The 15,257-nt window shown below is 29.8% G+C and carries 17 protein-coding genes; 10 read left to right on the forward strand and 7 right to left on the reverse strand.

The window, feature by feature from the left end:
* The 5 genes from ACTTBI_RS04290 to ACTTBI_RS04310 are packed head-to-tail and all read left to right on the forward strand — an operon-like array spanning position 1 to position 5,013.
* Positions 1 to 558, forward strand: coding sequence for an HD domain-containing protein (locus ACTTBI_RS04290; RefSeq protein WP_440614654.1), 558 nt, complete (start codon positions 1 to 3; stop codon positions 556 to 558).
* A gap of 29 nt (positions 559 to 587) precedes the next feature.
* Positions 588 to 1,883, forward strand: a complete 1,296-nt coding sequence (locus ACTTBI_RS04295) for a glutamate--cysteine ligase (RefSeq protein ID WP_440652735.1) — start codon at positions 588 to 590, stop codon at positions 1,881 to 1,883.
* Entirely contained in the window at positions 1,873 to 2,796 is a 924-nt protein-coding gene (gshB, locus tag ACTTBI_RS04300; RefSeq protein ID WP_440652736.1) for a glutathione synthase, read from the forward strand. Before ACTTBI_RS04295 ends, gshB begins: the two co-directional genes overlap by 11 nt.
* On the forward strand, positions 2,793 to 3,668 hold the full coding sequence (locus ACTTBI_RS04305; RefSeq protein WP_440652737.1) for a DMT family transporter: 876 nt from the start codon (positions 2,793 to 2,795) through the stop codon (positions 3,666 to 3,668). The genes gshB and ACTTBI_RS04305 overlap by 4 nt, the downstream gene beginning before the upstream one ends.
* A 31-nt stretch (positions 3,669 to 3,699) precedes the next feature.
* A complete protein-coding gene (locus tag ACTTBI_RS04310; protein ID WP_440652739.1) occupies positions 3,700 to 5,013 on the forward strand; it encodes an MFS transporter in 1,314 nt (437 codons plus the stop codon).
* Positions 5,014 to 5,017: 4 nt separating this feature from the next.
* Here the strand turns inward: ACTTBI_RS04310 and ehuA are convergent, their stop codons facing one another.
* The 5 genes from ehuA to ACTTBI_RS04335 all read right to left on the reverse strand — a co-directional run bounded on the left by ehuA (position 5,018) and on the right by ACTTBI_RS04335 (position 8,965).
* Positions 5,018 to 5,806 (reverse strand): ectoine/hydroxyectoine ABC transporter ATP-binding protein EhuA, encoded by a 789-nt coding sequence (gene ehuA, locus ACTTBI_RS04315; RefSeq protein ID WP_262589570.1) that lies wholly within the window; start codon positions 5,804 to 5,806, stop codon positions 5,018 to 5,020.
* Between the two features lie 3 nt (positions 5,807 to 5,809).
* Positions 5,810 to 6,487: an ectoine/hydroxyectoine ABC transporter permease subunit EhuD gene (gene ehuD, locus ACTTBI_RS04320; protein WP_262589572.1), complete on the reverse strand. Its 678-nt coding sequence runs from the start codon at positions 6,485 to 6,487 to the stop codon at positions 5,810 to 5,812.
* A 3-nt stretch (positions 6,488 to 6,490) separates the two neighbouring features.
* The gene (ehuC, locus tag ACTTBI_RS04325; protein ID WP_440652741.1) at positions 6,491 to 7,162 is read right to left on the reverse strand and encodes an ectoine/hydroxyectoine ABC transporter permease subunit EhuC; all 672 of its coding nucleotides are present in this window, start codon (positions 7,160 to 7,162) and stop codon (positions 6,491 to 6,493) included.
* A gap of 71 nt (positions 7,163 to 7,233) precedes the next feature.
* Positions 7,234 to 8,079 carry a transporter substrate-binding domain-containing protein gene (locus tag ACTTBI_RS04330; RefSeq protein WP_440652743.1) on the reverse strand — a complete coding sequence of 282 codons (846 nt, stop codon included), beginning with the start codon at positions 8,077 to 8,079 and terminating at the stop codon, positions 7,234 to 7,236.
* Between the two features lie 97 nt (positions 8,080 to 8,176).
* Positions 8,177 to 8,965, reverse strand: a complete 789-nt coding sequence (locus ACTTBI_RS04335; protein WP_440652745.1) for an MOSC domain-containing protein — start codon at positions 8,963 to 8,965, stop codon at positions 8,177 to 8,179.
* An 18-nt stretch (positions 8,966 to 8,983) separates the two neighbouring features.
* Here ACTTBI_RS04335 and ACTTBI_RS04340 point away from each other — a divergent pair, with 18 nt between their 5' ends.
* Genes ACTTBI_RS04340 through ACTTBI_RS04355 form a run of 4 tightly spaced genes read left to right on the forward strand, consistent with a single transcriptional unit; the run spans position 8,984 to position 12,723 of the window.
* Positions 8,984 to 9,808: a phytanoyl-CoA dioxygenase family protein gene (locus tag ACTTBI_RS04340; protein WP_440652746.1), complete on the forward strand. Its 825-nt coding sequence runs from the start codon at positions 8,984 to 8,986 to the stop codon at positions 9,806 to 9,808.
* A 4-nt stretch (positions 9,809 to 9,812) separates the two neighbouring features.
* On the forward strand, positions 9,813 to 10,823 hold the full coding sequence (locus tag ACTTBI_RS04345; RefSeq protein WP_440652748.1) for a Gfo/Idh/MocA family protein: 1,011 nt from the start codon (positions 9,813 to 9,815) through the stop codon (positions 10,821 to 10,823).
* Complete coding sequence (locus ACTTBI_RS04350) at positions 10,820 to 11,899, forward strand: Gfo/Idh/MocA family protein (RefSeq protein WP_440652750.1); 1,080 nt, start codon at positions 10,820 to 10,822, stop codon at positions 11,897 to 11,899. The genes ACTTBI_RS04345 and ACTTBI_RS04350 overlap by 4 nt, the downstream gene beginning before the upstream one ends.
* Positions 11,896 to 12,723 (forward strand): phytanoyl-CoA dioxygenase family protein, encoded by an 828-nt coding sequence (locus ACTTBI_RS04355; protein ID WP_440652751.1) that lies wholly within the window; start codon positions 11,896 to 11,898, stop codon positions 12,721 to 12,723. Before ACTTBI_RS04350 ends, ACTTBI_RS04355 begins: the two co-directional genes overlap by 4 nt.
* Here the strand turns inward: ACTTBI_RS04355 and ACTTBI_RS04360 are convergent.
* The gene (locus ACTTBI_RS04360; RefSeq protein WP_440652752.1) at positions 12,716 to 13,186 is read right to left on the reverse strand and encodes a GFA family protein; all 471 of its coding nucleotides are present in this window, start codon (positions 13,184 to 13,186) and stop codon (positions 12,716 to 12,718) included. The genes ACTTBI_RS04355 and ACTTBI_RS04360 overlap by 8 nt on opposite strands.
* Before the next feature lie 67 nt (positions 13,187 to 13,253).
* On the opposite strand from ACTTBI_RS04360, the gene ACTTBI_RS04365 reads away from it, so the two are divergent.
* The gene (locus ACTTBI_RS04365; RefSeq protein WP_440652753.1) at positions 13,254 to 14,006 is read left to right on the forward strand and encodes a class I SAM-dependent methyltransferase; all 753 of its coding nucleotides are present in this window, start codon (positions 13,254 to 13,256) and stop codon (positions 14,004 to 14,006) included.
* A gap of 1 nt (position 14,007) precedes the next feature.
* Here ACTTBI_RS04365 and ACTTBI_RS04370 read toward each other — a convergent pair.
* Positions 14,008 to 15,257 (reverse strand): hypothetical protein (locus ACTTBI_RS04370; protein WP_440652755.1); only part of this gene is annotated, 1,250 nt, incomplete at its 5' end.

A 15,257-nucleotide genomic window follows, 5' to 3' on the forward strand; every position in this document is an offset into this window, starting at 1 on the left:
ATGAAAACAGTAAATTTTACTGAAATGAAAAATGGAACCAAGGATGAGTACTTGTTGCTTGATGAGTATGAGCAAAAATATATTGATGGCACTGCTGATCGAATATTAAAATTTATGAGTGGATTAAATTCTACTTTAGAAGGATACAAAATAACTAGACTTGAACACTCTCTTCAAACTGCAACAAGAGCTTTTAAAGATAACGCAGATGAAGAAATGGTGGTTGCAGCCTTACTACATGATATTGGAGACGAGTTAGCTCCTGTTAATCATTCAGAATATGCAGCTTCAGTTTTAAAACCTTATGTTTCAGAAAAAACACATTGGATCATTCAAAAGCATGGTGAGTTTCAAATGTATTATTACGCGCATCATCTTGGAAAGAATCAAAATCAAAGAGATAAATATAAAGATCATAAATATTTTAATGATGCTGTAGAGTTTTGTGAAAAATGGGACCAGGCATCTTTTGATCCAGACTATAAAAGTATGAAATTAGAGGAATTTGCGCCAATGGTGAGAAAAATATTCTCAAGAAAGCCCTATTCTTTACTTTAAATTAAATTAAAATCCACTATCTAAAGCGCATGATTAATAATAAAGAGAAAATTATTGAATATTTTAAATCTGGAATCAAAGAAGATAAAGATTTTAGAATTGGTATCGAGCATGAAAAATTCTTGTTCAACACTAAAGACAATAGAAGAATTGATTATCCAAAAGTAAAAGAAATGTTTACAGCTTTAACTGAGTTTGGGTGGAACCCTGTTTTTGAAAAAGAAAACATTATTGGTCTAAATAAAGCTGGTAAAAATATTACACTAGAACCTGGTAACCAAATTGAATTATCTGGTGACAAGTTAATCCATATGCACGAAGCATGTGCAGAGTCACAAGATTATTTATTTGAATTAAAACAAGTTACTAAAAAATTAGATATCAAAATAGTTAGTGCAGGTTTTGATCCTATTTCAAAATTAGAAGATATTCCAAATAACCCTAAGCAACGTTATGAGTTAATGACAAAAGACATGCCACTAGGTGGAGAGCTTAGTTTAGATATGATGTATCGAACGTGTGGAACACAATTAAATATTGATTACAATTCGGAAGAAGATTTTATTAAAAAATTTAAATTAGCTAATTCTATTGTTCCTATTTCAATTGCACTATTTGCAAACTCATCAATAGTTGAAAAAAAGAACAGTAATTATTTATCTTACAGATCTAAAGTATGGCAAAGCACTTCAAGAGGAGGTTTGCCTAAATTATTTTTTGAAAATTTAGATTTTGATAAATATGCGGAATTTGTCATGAACTTTCCAATTTTATTCATTCAACATAATGATCAGTATATTTCAGGAAAAAAATATACGTTTAAAGATTTTATGGATGGAAAAATTGAAGAAATAGGAAATAGACTTCCAACAGAAACTGATCTTACAACTCACTTAAGTACAATCTTTACTGAAAATAGACTGAAGAAATATATTGAGCTTAGATCAATGGATACCTGTGGTTGGGATTGTCTATGTGCTGGACCAGCTTTCAATATTGGTATGTTATATGGAAACTTAGATGAAGCATACGAATTAGTCTCTTCATGGGAAACAGACAAAATAATTAACGCTTATTTAGAAGCTCCACAAAAAGGATTTAATACTCAATTAATGGGTAAAGACTTATTGTATTGGACTTCTGCTCTTTTGAACATTTCTAGAAAAGGATTAGAGAAAAGAGATATCATTAGTAAAAAAGGAAATAACGAAACTATCTTCTTAAATCATTTGCAAAATGTAGTTGATAATAAGACTACAAATGCAGATCATATGATTAGTAAATTTTCGAAAGATGAAAATTTAGAAGAATTATATGACAAATAAAATAGTAGCTGTTCAAGGTAATCATCCCTCTACCTTAAATCCTATAACTGATACTAGTGTTTTTTTAGCTAACGAAATTCAACACAAATATAAGATTTTTTATTACGATCCAAAAAATCTATCAATAATTAACAAAAAAGTTTTAGCTAAAGGCTTCTTCATAAAGTTTAATTATCAAAACAAGAAATTTTATAAAATCATTAAAGAACAAACTTTAGAACTTGCAAAATGTAAGTTTATTTTAATCCGTCAAGACCCACCATTTAATTTAGAATATATTTCAACGACTTACATTTTAGATTTTATTAAAAATAAAGTTAAAATTATCAATAACCCAACATCAATAAGAAATATTTCTGAAAAGTTATATTCAACAAAATATTTAAAATATATGCCTGATACACTTTTTTCTCAGGATATAAATGAAATCAAAAATTTTATTAAAAAGCATAAGAAGGTAATTATCAAACCTATTCATAGTTATAGTGGCAATGATATTCACTTATTAAATAAATTTAATTCAAAACTTATTAATAAATTTATTAAAAAGCATGATCATATTATGTGTCAAAAATTTTTACCTAAAATTAATAAAGGAGACAAAAGAGTTTTTATAATTAATGGAAAAGTTTGTGGTGCAATTTCTAGAGTTCCTAAAAAAGGATCTTATTTAAGTAATATGAGTAAAGGTGCTAAACCGATTAATATCAATTTAACTAAACAAGAAAATAAAATTTCAAAATTAATTGCGAAAGATTTAAAAAAAGAAAATATATATTTTGCAGGGATTGATTTTATAGATCAAAAATTGAATGGAGACATCAACGTTACTTCTCCTACAGGACTTAAAACTTTTTTTGATTTATCAGGAATAAATTTAGCAAAAACTTTTTGGAAAGAATTAAAAGCGTGAACAATTTAACTGATCAGCAAAAAGGTTCTTTAATGGCTTTTGTTGCAGTGATGTTTATCACTCCTGATAGTTTATTTATTAGACTTTCAAATGTAGATACTTGGGGATTAGTTTTTTATAGAGGTATAATTCCATTTGTAACTGTATTTGTTGGAATGTTGTTTATTTATAAATCTTCTTTTTTTAAATTACTTTATGGAAATTCTATTTATGGTGTTGCTTACATTGTTACATTTTCTATAACCAACATTACTTTTGTACTATCAATTCAAAACACAAATGTTGCAAACACACTTGTTATGATTGCACTTGCTCCAATGCTCTCAGCTATTTTTGGTGCAATATTTTTAAAAGAAAAACCAGATAGAAATACTTTAGTTGCAATAGCAATTACGTTTTTAAGTGTTCTTTATATATTTTACGACTCTGTGAAATTAGGAAATATCTTTGGTGATATTTTAGGATTTATTACTGCATGCGGTCTCGCTGCAGGAGCAACAATCATCAGAGCTGGAAAAAGCCTTAACCTAGTTCCTTCAGCTGTGGTCGGTAAACTGGTCGTAGCATTAGTTGCTTTATTCTTTATTGATACGTTTGAGCTAAAAGACAATGATATTTATATCATTCCAGCGATGTGTATCCTTTGTGTGGCCATTCCTTTTGTGTTGGTAACTCTAGCCCCAAGATACATAACTGGGGCTGAAGTAAATCTGTTCTTTCTAATGGAAACAGTTTTGGGACCTATTTGGGTGTGGATGGTTGTTAAAGAACAACCATCGATGGAGACAATTCAGGGAGGAGTAGTGATCATTTTAACTATCGCTATCCACTCATTCCTAGCCATAAAAAAAACACAAACCAAAACTACTTAGCCCGCAATTTATTGATACTTAAAATTTAGAAATGCAAAAAGAAGTAAAAAAATCCTGGGCCCTATTTATAGGTATTGGAACCATGATGATAGCTCATGGATTACAAATGCAGATAATGGGTATCAGATCAGTACTTGAAGACTTTAGTGTTTTTACCACAGGGGTCTTCATGTCAGGTTATTATATTGGGTACTTTGTTGGTTCTAGAACAACTCCAAATTTTGTATCTAAGGTTGGTCACATCAGAGTGTTTGCAGCTTTTGCATCTCTTGCATCACTTAGTGCATTGCTTGCGGTAGTTTATGTAAATCCATTTATGTGGACTTTAAGTAGATTTATAACAGGTATCAGTTTAGTTAGTTGTTATGTTGTCACTGAAAGCTGGTTAAATGATAGGGCAACTAATAAGAATAGAGGGCAATTATTATCTGCTTACATGATGGTAATTTATTTTGGCCTTGCAGTTGGAATGTTGTTACTTAACTTAAGTGAACCAAAAGCATATGAACCTTTTATTTTGGTATCTGTGCTTTTATCTTTAGCGCTTGTTCCAATTTTATTAACAAAAAGACCAGCTCCAAAATTTAAAAAAATTGAAACAATTAGTATTAAAGAACTTTACGAGATCTCTCCTCTTGGAACTTTTAGTTCTTTTTTTACTGGTGTAATTCATGCAGCATTTTTTTCATTAATTTCAGTTTATGCAACTCTTGCTAAACTCAGTCTTTTTGAAACTTCAATTTTATTATTTATTGCAACGATTGCAGGTGTATTTGGTCAAGGACCAATTGGATATTTTTCAGATCAATACGATAGAAGAAGAGTAATTATTGTAACCACATTTGGAAGTTCTGCTTTGGCACTATTGTCAATTTTAACTTCTAATGATCCTATACAAAATATTTATTACATGGATGAACTTGCATTTAAAAAAATAGTTTTCTTTATTGCGGTTGGTCTTTATTCAAGTTTATGCCTTCCATTGTTTTCATTAAATCTTGCGCACACTAATGACTTTGTACCAAAATCTAAATTCGTAGCTGCTGGTGGTGGACTACAATTAATTTTTGGTGTTGGTGCTATTAGTGGACCAATTTTATGTTCATTGTTTATGGAATGGTTTGGATTAAATGGATTTTTTGTATTTTTAATTATAGTCCATGCTTTAATTGGTGCATTTGGTTTATACAGAATGAGAATAAGAGAAACTGTGGACAATCCAGATTCTACATTTACACCTGTTCCTGCAACCATCACACCTGCTGGATTAGAATTAGATCCAGATACTCCAGCAACATTGGAAGAAACTTCTAAAACTGATAATCCAGAAATTAAAAATTATTAAATTTTTAATGCGAGTCTAGTACTGCATGTAAAAATTGTTTAGTTCTTTCGTTTTGAGGATCTCCAAATAATTTTTCTGGTGGCCCTTCCTCAAATATTTTACCTTCATTAAAAAAACAAACTCTATCAGAAATCTCACGAGCAAAACCCATTTGGTGAGTGACCATTATCATAGTCAAACTATGCTCTTTATTTAGTGAACGGATAACGTTTAATACTTCTCCCACTACCTCAGGATCAAGCGCAGAAGTTATTTCATCTAAAAGCATAACTTTGGGTCTCATGGCAAGAGCTCTTGCTATAGCAACCCTTTGCTGCTGACCTCCTGAAAGTCTACTTGGGTGTTGGTCTTTTTTATCTGTCAAACCTACTAGCTCCAATAATTCTAAGGCTCTTTCCTCTGCTTCTTCTTTTTTAAGACCTAAAACTTCGATTGGTGCTTCTATGCAATTTTGTAAAGCTGTCATATGGGGAAACAAATTAAATTGCTGAAACACCATTCCAATTTTTGAACGTCTTTCTCTTAAATATTTTTCGCTTGCCTCAACAAGGTTACCATTTTCATTCATATGAGTTAGAGGTTCTCCGTCGAGATTAATTACACCTCCGTTTATTTTTTCTAAAGTCATCAAAACTCTAAGAACTGTGGTTTTACCTGATCCTGAAGGTCCAATTATTGAAACCATCTCATTTTTTTTAATATCTAGATTTAATTTATCCAAAACTACTAGGTCACCATATTGTTTAGTTACTTGATCAAACTTTACAATTATTTCGTCAGATGCATTTTTCATAATTTATTTTTTTATTTTTCCTTGTGCTTTATTAACATCATTTTCTAATTTTCTAACCCACATAGCAGCAGGAATTGAAAGAGTTAAAAATATAAGTCCAACTAAAGTGTAAGGTTCTAAATATCTGTAATTATATCCCCCTACCGCAGTTGCTGCATGGAATAATTCTGCAACTCCTATTGTTGAAAGTAATGGTGTATCTTTAAAGATACCTACTAAATAATTACCCATGCCTGGTATAGCTATAGGAAATGCCTGTGGCAGAACTATTCTTCTGTAAGTATAAATTGTTGAAAAATTAAGAGCTCTACATGCTTCCCATTGAGATTTTGGAACTCCTTCCAAAGCACCTCTATAAACTTCAGATAAATAAGTTCCAAAATGAAGACCAATAGTAATCATTCCACAAACCCAAGCAGATAGGGTAATTCCAAATTGTGGTAATACAAAATAAACAAAAAATAACTGAATTAAAAGCGGTGTTGATCTTATAAATTCTACTATTTCTCTATTAATCCAGTTAACAATTTTAAAAGGAGTTTTTTGACCTAGTAAAAAAAATAAACCAACTATTAAAGCGATTGCATAACCTACACCAGCTGCAAGAATAGTATTTAAAGTTGCAATTGCCATTTGTGGCAATATTTCAAATGTAAAATCCCATCTCCATCCCATTTGCATAACTTAAATTCTTTCCTTTCCAACTTTTCTAGCCGCTAACACTTCTAACCATCTTAAAAATGGGACTAATGCAAATCTAGCAATAATATAATAAATCAGTAGTGCTGTTCCAAAGCACTGAGCAGATAACCAAGTAATTGAATTAATTTGTTTTGCCTCAAAAGTTAAATCCACAACTGTTACCAATGCAACTAATGCTGTCGCTTTTAATAATTCGACAGTTAAATTTGCTGCAGGTGGAAGAATTATTGGAAATATTTGTGGAATAATAATTCTTTTAATTCTTTTTGCTGGAGTAAAATTTAAAGCATGTGCTGCCTCCCATTGTCCCTTAGGCACTGCGAGTATTCCTGCTCTAACAATTTCCGCACCATAAGCACCAAAGTTTAAACCAAGGGCGACTACTCCTGCTGTAAATGCTTCAAGTGATATTCCAAAAAAAGGTAATACATAATAGGCCCAAAATAATTGAACCAATAAAGAAGTTCCCCTAAAAAATTCTATATATACTGTAGCAATCCCTTGTATCGCTCGATTTTTAGAAAGTCTCATCAAACCAAAAATCATGGAAATAATCACATATAGAATCATAGAACAAACAAGCACTTTTATTGTAGTGACTGTGCCTAACAAAAGTGTAACGCCGTGTTCGTTTAAAAATTCAAAATATGTCAAAGTATTTTCCTTTAGATTTTAAAAACCAGGCAACAATCAAGTTGCCTGGTTTAATTTTTTAATAGTGTAAATTATTTAGTTGAGCAAGCCCACTCTGTAGTCATGTCAGCGGGAGGTAGTTGAGCTTTATCATAGCCATACTTACCAGCTCTCTCTAACATTTTATCAGGGTTAGCTAAAACTTTAGCTAAAGCTACGTTGAAAGCATCTCTGAACTTACTATCACTTTTTCTAAAACCAATACCTACTACGTTGACAGTTTCTTTAGGCATTAATTTAGGATCAGTTACTTCAAAAGCTCCGCCAGTTTTTTCCTCATGCTCTTTTGCACCAAAGAAAGTTTGTACAGCAGCATCAGCTCTTCCAGCTTTCATTGCTGCTAAAATACCAACTTCACCTTCTACTAAAAGCATTTGGCTATCTGGAACACCAGCTTTTTTTGCAGCTTCTACAGTGTTAAAACCAGTTCCAGTTACAAGTTTAGCTCCAGTTCTTATAACATCCTCGTAATTATTAATTCCTTTAGGGTTTCCTTTAGGAACTAACATCGCATCACCAAATACTCCAATTGGATCTGAAAAATCAATGTTGGCACATCTACTTTTTAGAATGTACATACCACCAGTAATCATGTCTGATCTGTCAGCATTTATTCCTGGAATAAGACCTGACCATTCAAAAACTTTAGTTTCATGCTCAGTAATTCCCATTTCTTCTAAAACAGTTAAAGCAATCATGTTTACGAAACCTAATGCTTCACCATTATCTCCAGCGTATGCCCATGGCACAGCAGTACCAAAACCTAGTCTTAATTTGTGACCATCTGCAAGCCTTTCAGTTAATGTTTTTGCATTAACAGTCGAAATACTAAACAGAAGAACAAATAAAACAGTTAACGTCTTATATATTTTTCTCATTATATCCCCTTCGTTATGTTTTGATAAAGTTAAGCAGATTAGAGAAGTGGTGTACACAGTAATTGAAATAAATATTCAATCCTGAGTTGTCTGCAATTTATTTTATAAGGATTTTTTCTGATAAATTTATTTCACCATCATTTTCCGGTGTCAAATAAACACCCATGTCATAGTGATCGTAAGTTTGTTTTAAAGTTTTAAGTAAATTAAATGAATTATCATCTGTTTTAGGTTTTAAGTTTATTGCAACACATCTTGGAATATTTTTTTCAACTTTAAACAAAACATCATTTATTTTTATAGTTTTACCAATCCAGTTTCTTTCTTCCCAAGCTTCCACTCCATCAAAATATAGATTGCCTCTGAAAATAGATTTTTCAATTTTTTTATCAATTTTATTCTCAAAATCTTTAATGCTATTAATATTTAAAAGCGAAATTGAGTTTCTAAACATAGACTTGTTAGATATAGAGGTATCATAAAAAGGATACTCATCATTTCTCATAAGTCTTATATCGTTTTTTAAAGACCCCTCTAGTTCAATTAATTTTCTTACAAGATCATCTCTTTCATTTGTTTCATTAACTTTAACAGTAATAATTTCTTTATTATTTAGCGTTAGAGTTAACTTATTGTCCTCATGTAAAAAATTGTACTTATTAAACACTGGTGTGTTTTTAAGCGTTACAATTTTATTCCATTTACCTTTTCTTGTTTCAGGATTTTTTTCGAATTCTACAGATTGATCTAAATTAAGATTTTGTGAAAAAGCAAAAACTCTATCACCTTCTATCCCAACATTTTTATTAATTTTACATTTTTCAATATTTTGAAATGAAATCGATTTTACAGGACAGTTATGTATTGAAGTAATAATAGCACTCATATAATCTTTAAAAATAATATGACTTATCTTAATTCAAATCAACAGAAACAGTACAATGAAGAAGGATATGTAGCGCCCTTAGATATTTTAACTCAAGAAGAAGCTTTAGAAGCAAGAAATGAAATTGAGCTAATTGAAAAAGAAATGCCAAATGAAATTGATAAATCTGGCAGATACAATGTGCACTTAATATCTCCTAAACTAGATGCGATTGTTCATAATTCTAAAATTCTTGATGCAGTTGAAAGTATTATTGGAAAAAATATTTTAGTTTGTAGTACCACTTTATTTATTAAAAACCCTAAACAAGAGGGATTTGTAAGTTATCATCAAGATGCAAAATATATTGGGTTAGAACCTCTTAATTGGGTCACTGCATGGATAGCAATTACAGATTCAAATAATGAAAATGGTTGCATGAGAATGTGGCCTAAGTCTCATATCGAACTAAAAGATCATAACCAAAAGTTTAATGAAGGAAACCTCTTAACACGTGGTCAAACAGTAGAAGGAGTGCCAGAAAATGAAGTTAAACCCATAGAGCTTAAAGCGGGTCAAATGTCTTTACACCACCCAAGAATAGTTCACGGCTCTGGAATAAATAAAAGTAATGATAGAAGAATTGGTTTTGTGGTTCAAAGTTACATAGGAACCAATGTTAAACAAATTTTAGGAAAAAATAGTGTTCAAATTGCTAGAGGAAAAGATGAATATCATTATCACGAAGTTATTAATCGTGCTAATTCATTAATGAGTGAAGAAGGCAAGTCTTTAAGAATTAGAGAAAATAAATATCTACAAGAAATCTTTTATAACGGTTCAGAAAAACAAGGAACATATTAACAAGATGAAAAAGACTATTAATCTTGGAGTGATAGGTATAGATCATGGTCACATCTTTGACATGTTGGACGAAATGTTAAAAGAAGGATGTACGTGTGATCATTTTTGGACAGAGGGTGATCCATTAACCCTAAGGGAATTCAATTCAAAATATCCAAATATCAAAAGAAAAGAAAATAAGGAAGAAATATTAAATGATCCCTCAATTGATATGATTTTAATATCTTCAGTTCCAAAAGATAGAGCTCATAATTCAATAGAAGCTTTAAAAGCTGGAAAAGATGTGATGGTCGATAAACCTGGTTGCACTACTATAGATCAATTAAACGAGCTTAAACAAACAGTCAAAGAAACTGGAAAAATATGGTCAGTTAATTTTTCAGAAAGATTTCATGTTGCAGCTGTTGCTAAAGCTGAAGAATTAGTTAACGACGGAAAAATTGGAAAAATAAAGCAAACAATTGGGACGGGTCCACACAGACAAGGTAACTACGAAAGACCTGATTGGTTTTATGATCGAGAAAGTTATGGTGGAATAATTACTGATATAGGCTCACACCAGATTCATCAATTTTTAGTTTTTACAAATTCAAATGAAGCAAAAATTAATTATGCTCTTGTAGAAAACTCTACCAAGAAGGAAAAGCCTGGTTTTCAAGATTTTGGAGAGGTTAATCTAACTGGTAATGGTGGACATGGTTACGTTAGATTAGATTGGTTCACTCCAGATGCACTTCCAACATGGGGAGATGGAAGATTATTAATCCTTGGGGATAAAGGCTATATAGAAATAAGAAAATATACAGATTTAGCAAAATCAGAAAAAGGCAATCATTTATATTTAGCGAATAATGAAGAAGTAAAATACATCGATTGCTCTGATATTAAGCTTCCCTACTTTAGAAATTTAATTAATGATGTAATCAACAGAACTGAAACTGCTTGTTCTCAAGAATTGACATATCTTTCAATGGAACTTGCAATAAAAGCACAATTAAAAGCTGAAACAAAATGAAAAAGTATCAAGTAGCAATTATTGGAACCAACATAGGCGCTAAACACTATGAAGATTTTAAAAAAGTTAAAGAGAGATTTAATGTTCATACTTTATGTGGTCTTACAAGAGAAGCAATTGATAACATTTTATCAAATAACACTGAAACAAAGGTATCACTAAATTTTGATGATGTATTGAAAGTAAAAGAGATTGATATCATTGATATATGTCTTCCACCCCACTTACATTTTTCAGCTTGTAAAAAATCTATGGAAGCTGGAAAGCATGTAATATGTGAAAAGCCATTAGTATCAAGTCTTAAAGAAGTCGATGAATTAGAAAAGATCAGTAAAGAAACGGGTAAAATTATTTTTCCTGTTTTCCAATATCGATATGGTTTAGGATTTTCAAAATTAAAAGCATTAATAAAATCTGGTTTAGCTGGAAAACCTTTAGTTGCTTCATTAGAAACTCATTGGAATAGAGGAAAAGATTATTATTCAAAACCTTGGAGAGGAACTTGGGAAGGTGAACAAGGTGGAGCCATATTAAGCCATTCAATTCATATTCATGATTTAATCAGCATGATTTTAGGTCCTGTTTCAAATGTATTTGCTAAATTATCAACGAGAGTAAATGATATTGAAGTTGAAGATTGTGCAGCATTATCAATTGAAATGGAAAATAGAACTTTAGTTACAAGCTCAATTACACTTGGTGCTGCAAACGATACCAGCAGACTTAGATTTTGTTTTGAAGGATTAACAGCTGAGTCTGGAGCATCTCCAGATAAACCATACAGTCCAGCGGATGATGAATGGCATTTCTTACCAAGATCACCTATTACTCAAGCTCAAATAGATGAAGTGTTGGCAAAAGTAGAAGAGCCACAATCTTGGTATGCAGGTATGTTTGATGAAATTGCAAACAAATTAGATGGATCTACTAGTGATGAGGTAACTTTATCAGATGCTAGAAAATCTTTAGAATTTGTGACCGCTGTCTACGAATCTTCCAGACAAAATAAAAACATTAAAATTCCAATAGATAAAGATAATCCACTTTATAATTCGTGGTTACCAAATAATTCATGATAAAATTTGAGCTCAATGAGAGTTTAATTGAAGAGTTTAATAATAATGGTTTTTTGATTTTAGATAACTTTTTAGATTTAAATTACATAGATGATCTTAGAAGCAAATTTGAGCCTCTATTTAAAGGTAATTTTGAAACAGGAATTGAGCCAGATGAATGGAACTGGAAATTTGGTAAAGATCCCGAAGATGTTACTCGTCAAATCTGTAATGCCTGGAAAGCAGATTATTTAATAAAAAAAGTAGTCTGTCATAAAATAATTGGTGAAGTTTGTTCTCGTTTAATGAACTGGCAAGGTGCAAGATTAGTTCAAGATAATATTTTATGGAAACCACCAAGAGGAAAAACCTTAGGCTTTCATCAAGATGCTGCTTATGATGATTGGCTTATTCCACAAACAATGATGACTTGTTGGATGTCATTAGATGATACCTCAAAAGATACTGGAACTTTAGAGTATATTAAAGGCTCTCATAAATGGGGGCTTCAACCTCCTAAAGGAGAATTTCACTCACCAGAAGATTATAAAAAAGAATTAAATATATTTGCTGAAAAAAATAATAAACAAATAGAAGTTGCTTATGTAGAGGTACCAGCTGGTGGTGTTTCATTTCATCATGGCTTTACCTGGCATGGATCAGGAATAAACACTTCAAACAAGAATAGACGAGCTATTGTCTCCCATTGTGTTCCAAGTAATGCAAAGTTTCATCCAACAAATGAAGGTGGAACCGCTAAAACTTATAAAAAATATAAAAAGGAAAATAGTGATTTATTAGATGAAGAGTATTTTCCTTTGTTGTGGGAAAGTAATTCTATTTAGATCCATCAAACCTATCTTCATCCTTTTTAGTTGGATTATAAGTAGGTGATGTCTCAAATTGTTCATCACATTTAATATCAATATAAGGTGCTTTTGATCTTGTAAAGATCTCACCTGATACACCGAACCAAAAACTCGGTGGATCAAATGTTGCGGCAGCAATAGCTGTTAAACCTTTTAAAGCAGGTGCTGATATTGTCCAATAAACACTGGTTCCACATTTATTACAAAAATTTATTTCAAAAGTATTTCCACTCTCAGTTACAAATTTATATTGATTATAATTTTGTGAATAGTGTTTTACATTTTCTTCTTTAAACCAAGCACCAACACCAAAAGGACTACCTGATCTTAGTTGGCAATATCTACAGTGACAAACCCTAGCTCGCTCTGGATTACCAGTTGTTTCATATCTGTTTTCTCCACAAGCACAGCCACCTTTATGAATTTCTTTATCTGACATAAATAAAAATTATAATATTGAATTAATTTAAAAATATATTTAAACAACAACAAATTATACCTTAATCATGAGAAAAAAATCAAAAAATTGGAACTATTCTAAATTGGCTAAAAATTATGATAAAAGAGCTGACTACTCTGAGGCTTTGCTAAAAAAAATTATAAAGAAATATAAAATAAAGAATAATGAAATAACATTAGACATCGGTGCAGGAACAGGAAAACTAACAAAGCTACTTTTTAAATTTAAATTAAATATTTTAGCAATTGAACCTAATCAGGCAATGTTAAAAATTGGAAAAAAAAATGTACCAAAAATAAAATGGATAAAAAAAAATGCAGAAAGTACAAAAATTAAAAAAGGAACCATAGATAATATTTTTTTTGGATCTTCATTTAATGTAATTAATTTTAAAAAGACAGTAAGAGAACTAAAACGGATTTTAAAAGTTAATGGTAAAGTAATATGTATATGGAATCATAGAGTTTTAAATGACAAACATCAGAAACAAATTGAAAAAATAATCTTTAGATTTTTGCCTAATTATCAATATGGTCTTAGGCGTGAAGATATAAGACCTCTTCTAAGAAAATCCAAATCATTTGTTAATATAAAAAAGTATGAAAAAAAATTTTATATAGATATGAAAATTAAGGATATTATTCTAGCTTGGAAATCTCACGCAACACTCAAGAGGCAAGCAAAAAATGTCTTTAATGATATAATTGTAGAAATTAGTAATTATTTAGTAAATTTAAAAAAAAATAGAATTAAAGTACCATATAAAACAGTACTTTATTATTCAGAAATAAAAAAATAATCTATTTCTTTTTAATTTTTTTATATTTTTCCAATGGTATTATCTTACCGTAATCTTTCTGTCTTTCATAGAAAGCAACGTAATTTTTTTCTTTAATTAATTTATTTTTAATTCCAAATGGACAAGACAAGATTAGTCTTAAGGAATTTATATTACCCTTAACTAACTTTAGTTTTTCTTGACAAGTTTTATTAATTTTTATTGCATTAAATATACTAAAAGTCATTTCTAAATCAGCATAATCATTTTTTTTAAAATCTATCATTCCATGGTTTCCTTGAATAACTACAATAGCATTTGCATCTCTTTCATTAATATAATCTAAAAATTTGTTTATTTTTTTTAATGCACATTTATATGCGGATTGATAACCATCATAATTAACTATGTTATCTGCTTCATTTTCAAATCTCAAACTGCAATCTGTATTAAAAACATAAGGCCAGTGTGGTGACCAATGATGTATCAAATAAAAAGTTGGGATTGAATTTTTTGTTTCTATTTTATTCAACTTAATAAATTTAGATATTATATCGTAATTTTTATGTGCTTTTTTATAATAAGTAATTAATGGTATATTTTTTTTAAATACAATTGAACTAAATTTATAGTAAACTGATCTTAATAAAGTTGAGTTAAAAAATATTTCATTTACTTCTATATTGTTTGGATTTTCCTCATAATATATTTTTTTATCAATCTTATTTTTTTTATTATTAAAGCTAATACAATAATTTTTATTATATTGGCAATTCCAACTATGAGGGCCAAGTAATTTAAATTGATATCCAATTCTATTTAATTCATTTATAAGAACAGGAGTTGTCATATTGGGTTTAAGTATATTTGGATAAAATTCATATCTGTTTTGATATTGCTTAGAATTTTCGTCAACAATTGTATCCATGTTAAGTAAAGCAGATAAAGTTAAATAAGAAGTTGGATATATTGATTGAGAATTTTCAATATATTTTATTCCTCTTTTATTTAAATTTATAAGACTTTCTTTTGAAATATTGGATTGGAACTTTTTATCAAATGTTTTGAGCGACATCATTGAATCCATTATAATAAAATAAATATTATTTTTATTATTTATTTTTTTTATTAACGAAACTTCTTCGTCATTAAAAAATTTATTTTTTGGTAAATTTTTAAAATCAATTTTATCATTTTTTATATAGTGAATGCTTATAATTGATGAATTATATATAAAAAGAATTATAAAAAAATTATAGAAAATAAATTTAA

The sequence above is a fragment of the Candidatus Pelagibacter sp. HIMB1542 genome, from assembly GCF_052047835.1.
Classification (GTDB): Bacteria; Pseudomonadota; Alphaproteobacteria; order Pelagibacterales; family Pelagibacteraceae; genus Pelagibacter.

Bases quoted from the DNA above. Each gene is read 5' to 3' on its own strand.
- ehuA (WP_262589570.1), bottom strand. From the start codon at position 5,806: ATGAAAAATGCATCTGACGAAATAATTGTAAAGTTTGATCAAGTAACT.
- ACTTBI_RS04355 (WP_440652751.1), top strand. From the start codon at position 11,896: ATGATAAAATTTGAGCTCAATGAGAGTTTAATTGAAGAGTTTAATAAT.
- ACTTBI_RS04350 (WP_440652750.1), top strand. From the start codon at position 10,820: ATGAAAAAGTATCAAGTAGCAATTATTGGAACCAACATAGGCGCTAAA.
- ehuD (WP_262589572.1), bottom strand. From the start codon at position 6,487: ATGCAAATGGGATGGAGATGGGATTTTACATTTGAAATATTGCCACAA.
- ACTTBI_RS04340 (WP_440652746.1), top strand. From the start codon at position 8,984: ATGACTTATCTTAATTCAAATCAACAGAAACAGTACAATGAAGAAGGA.
- ACTTBI_RS04360 (WP_440652752.1), bottom strand. From the start codon at position 13,186: ATGTCAGATAAAGAAATTCATAAAGGTGGCTGTGCTTGTGGAGAAAAC.
- ACTTBI_RS04290 (WP_440614654.1), top strand. From the start codon at position 1: ATGAAAACAGTAAATTTTACTGAAATGAAAAATGGAACCAAGGATGAG.
- ACTTBI_RS04330 (WP_440652743.1), bottom strand. From the start codon at position 8,079: ATGAGAAAAATATATAAGACGTTAACTGTTTTATTTGTTCTTCTGTTT.
- ACTTBI_RS04310 (WP_440652739.1), top strand. From the start codon at position 3,700: ATGCAAAAAGAAGTAAAAAAATCCTGGGCCCTATTTATAGGTATTGGA.
- ACTTBI_RS04365 (WP_440652753.1), top strand. From the start codon at position 13,254: ATGAGAAAAAAATCAAAAAATTGGAACTATTCTAAATTGGCTAAAAAT.
- ACTTBI_RS04295 (WP_440652735.1), top strand. From the start codon at position 588: ATGATTAATAATAAAGAGAAAATTATTGAATATTTTAAATCTGGAATC.
- ACTTBI_RS04345 (WP_440652748.1), top strand. From the start codon at position 9,813: ATGAAAAAGACTATTAATCTTGGAGTGATAGGTATAGATCATGGTCAC.
- ACTTBI_RS04335 (WP_440652745.1), bottom strand. From the start codon at position 8,965: ATGAGTGCTATTATTACTTCAATACATAACTGTCCTGTAAAATCGATT.
- gshB (WP_440652736.1), top strand. From the start codon at position 1,873: ATGACAAATAAAATAGTAGCTGTTCAAGGTAATCATCCCTCTACCTTA.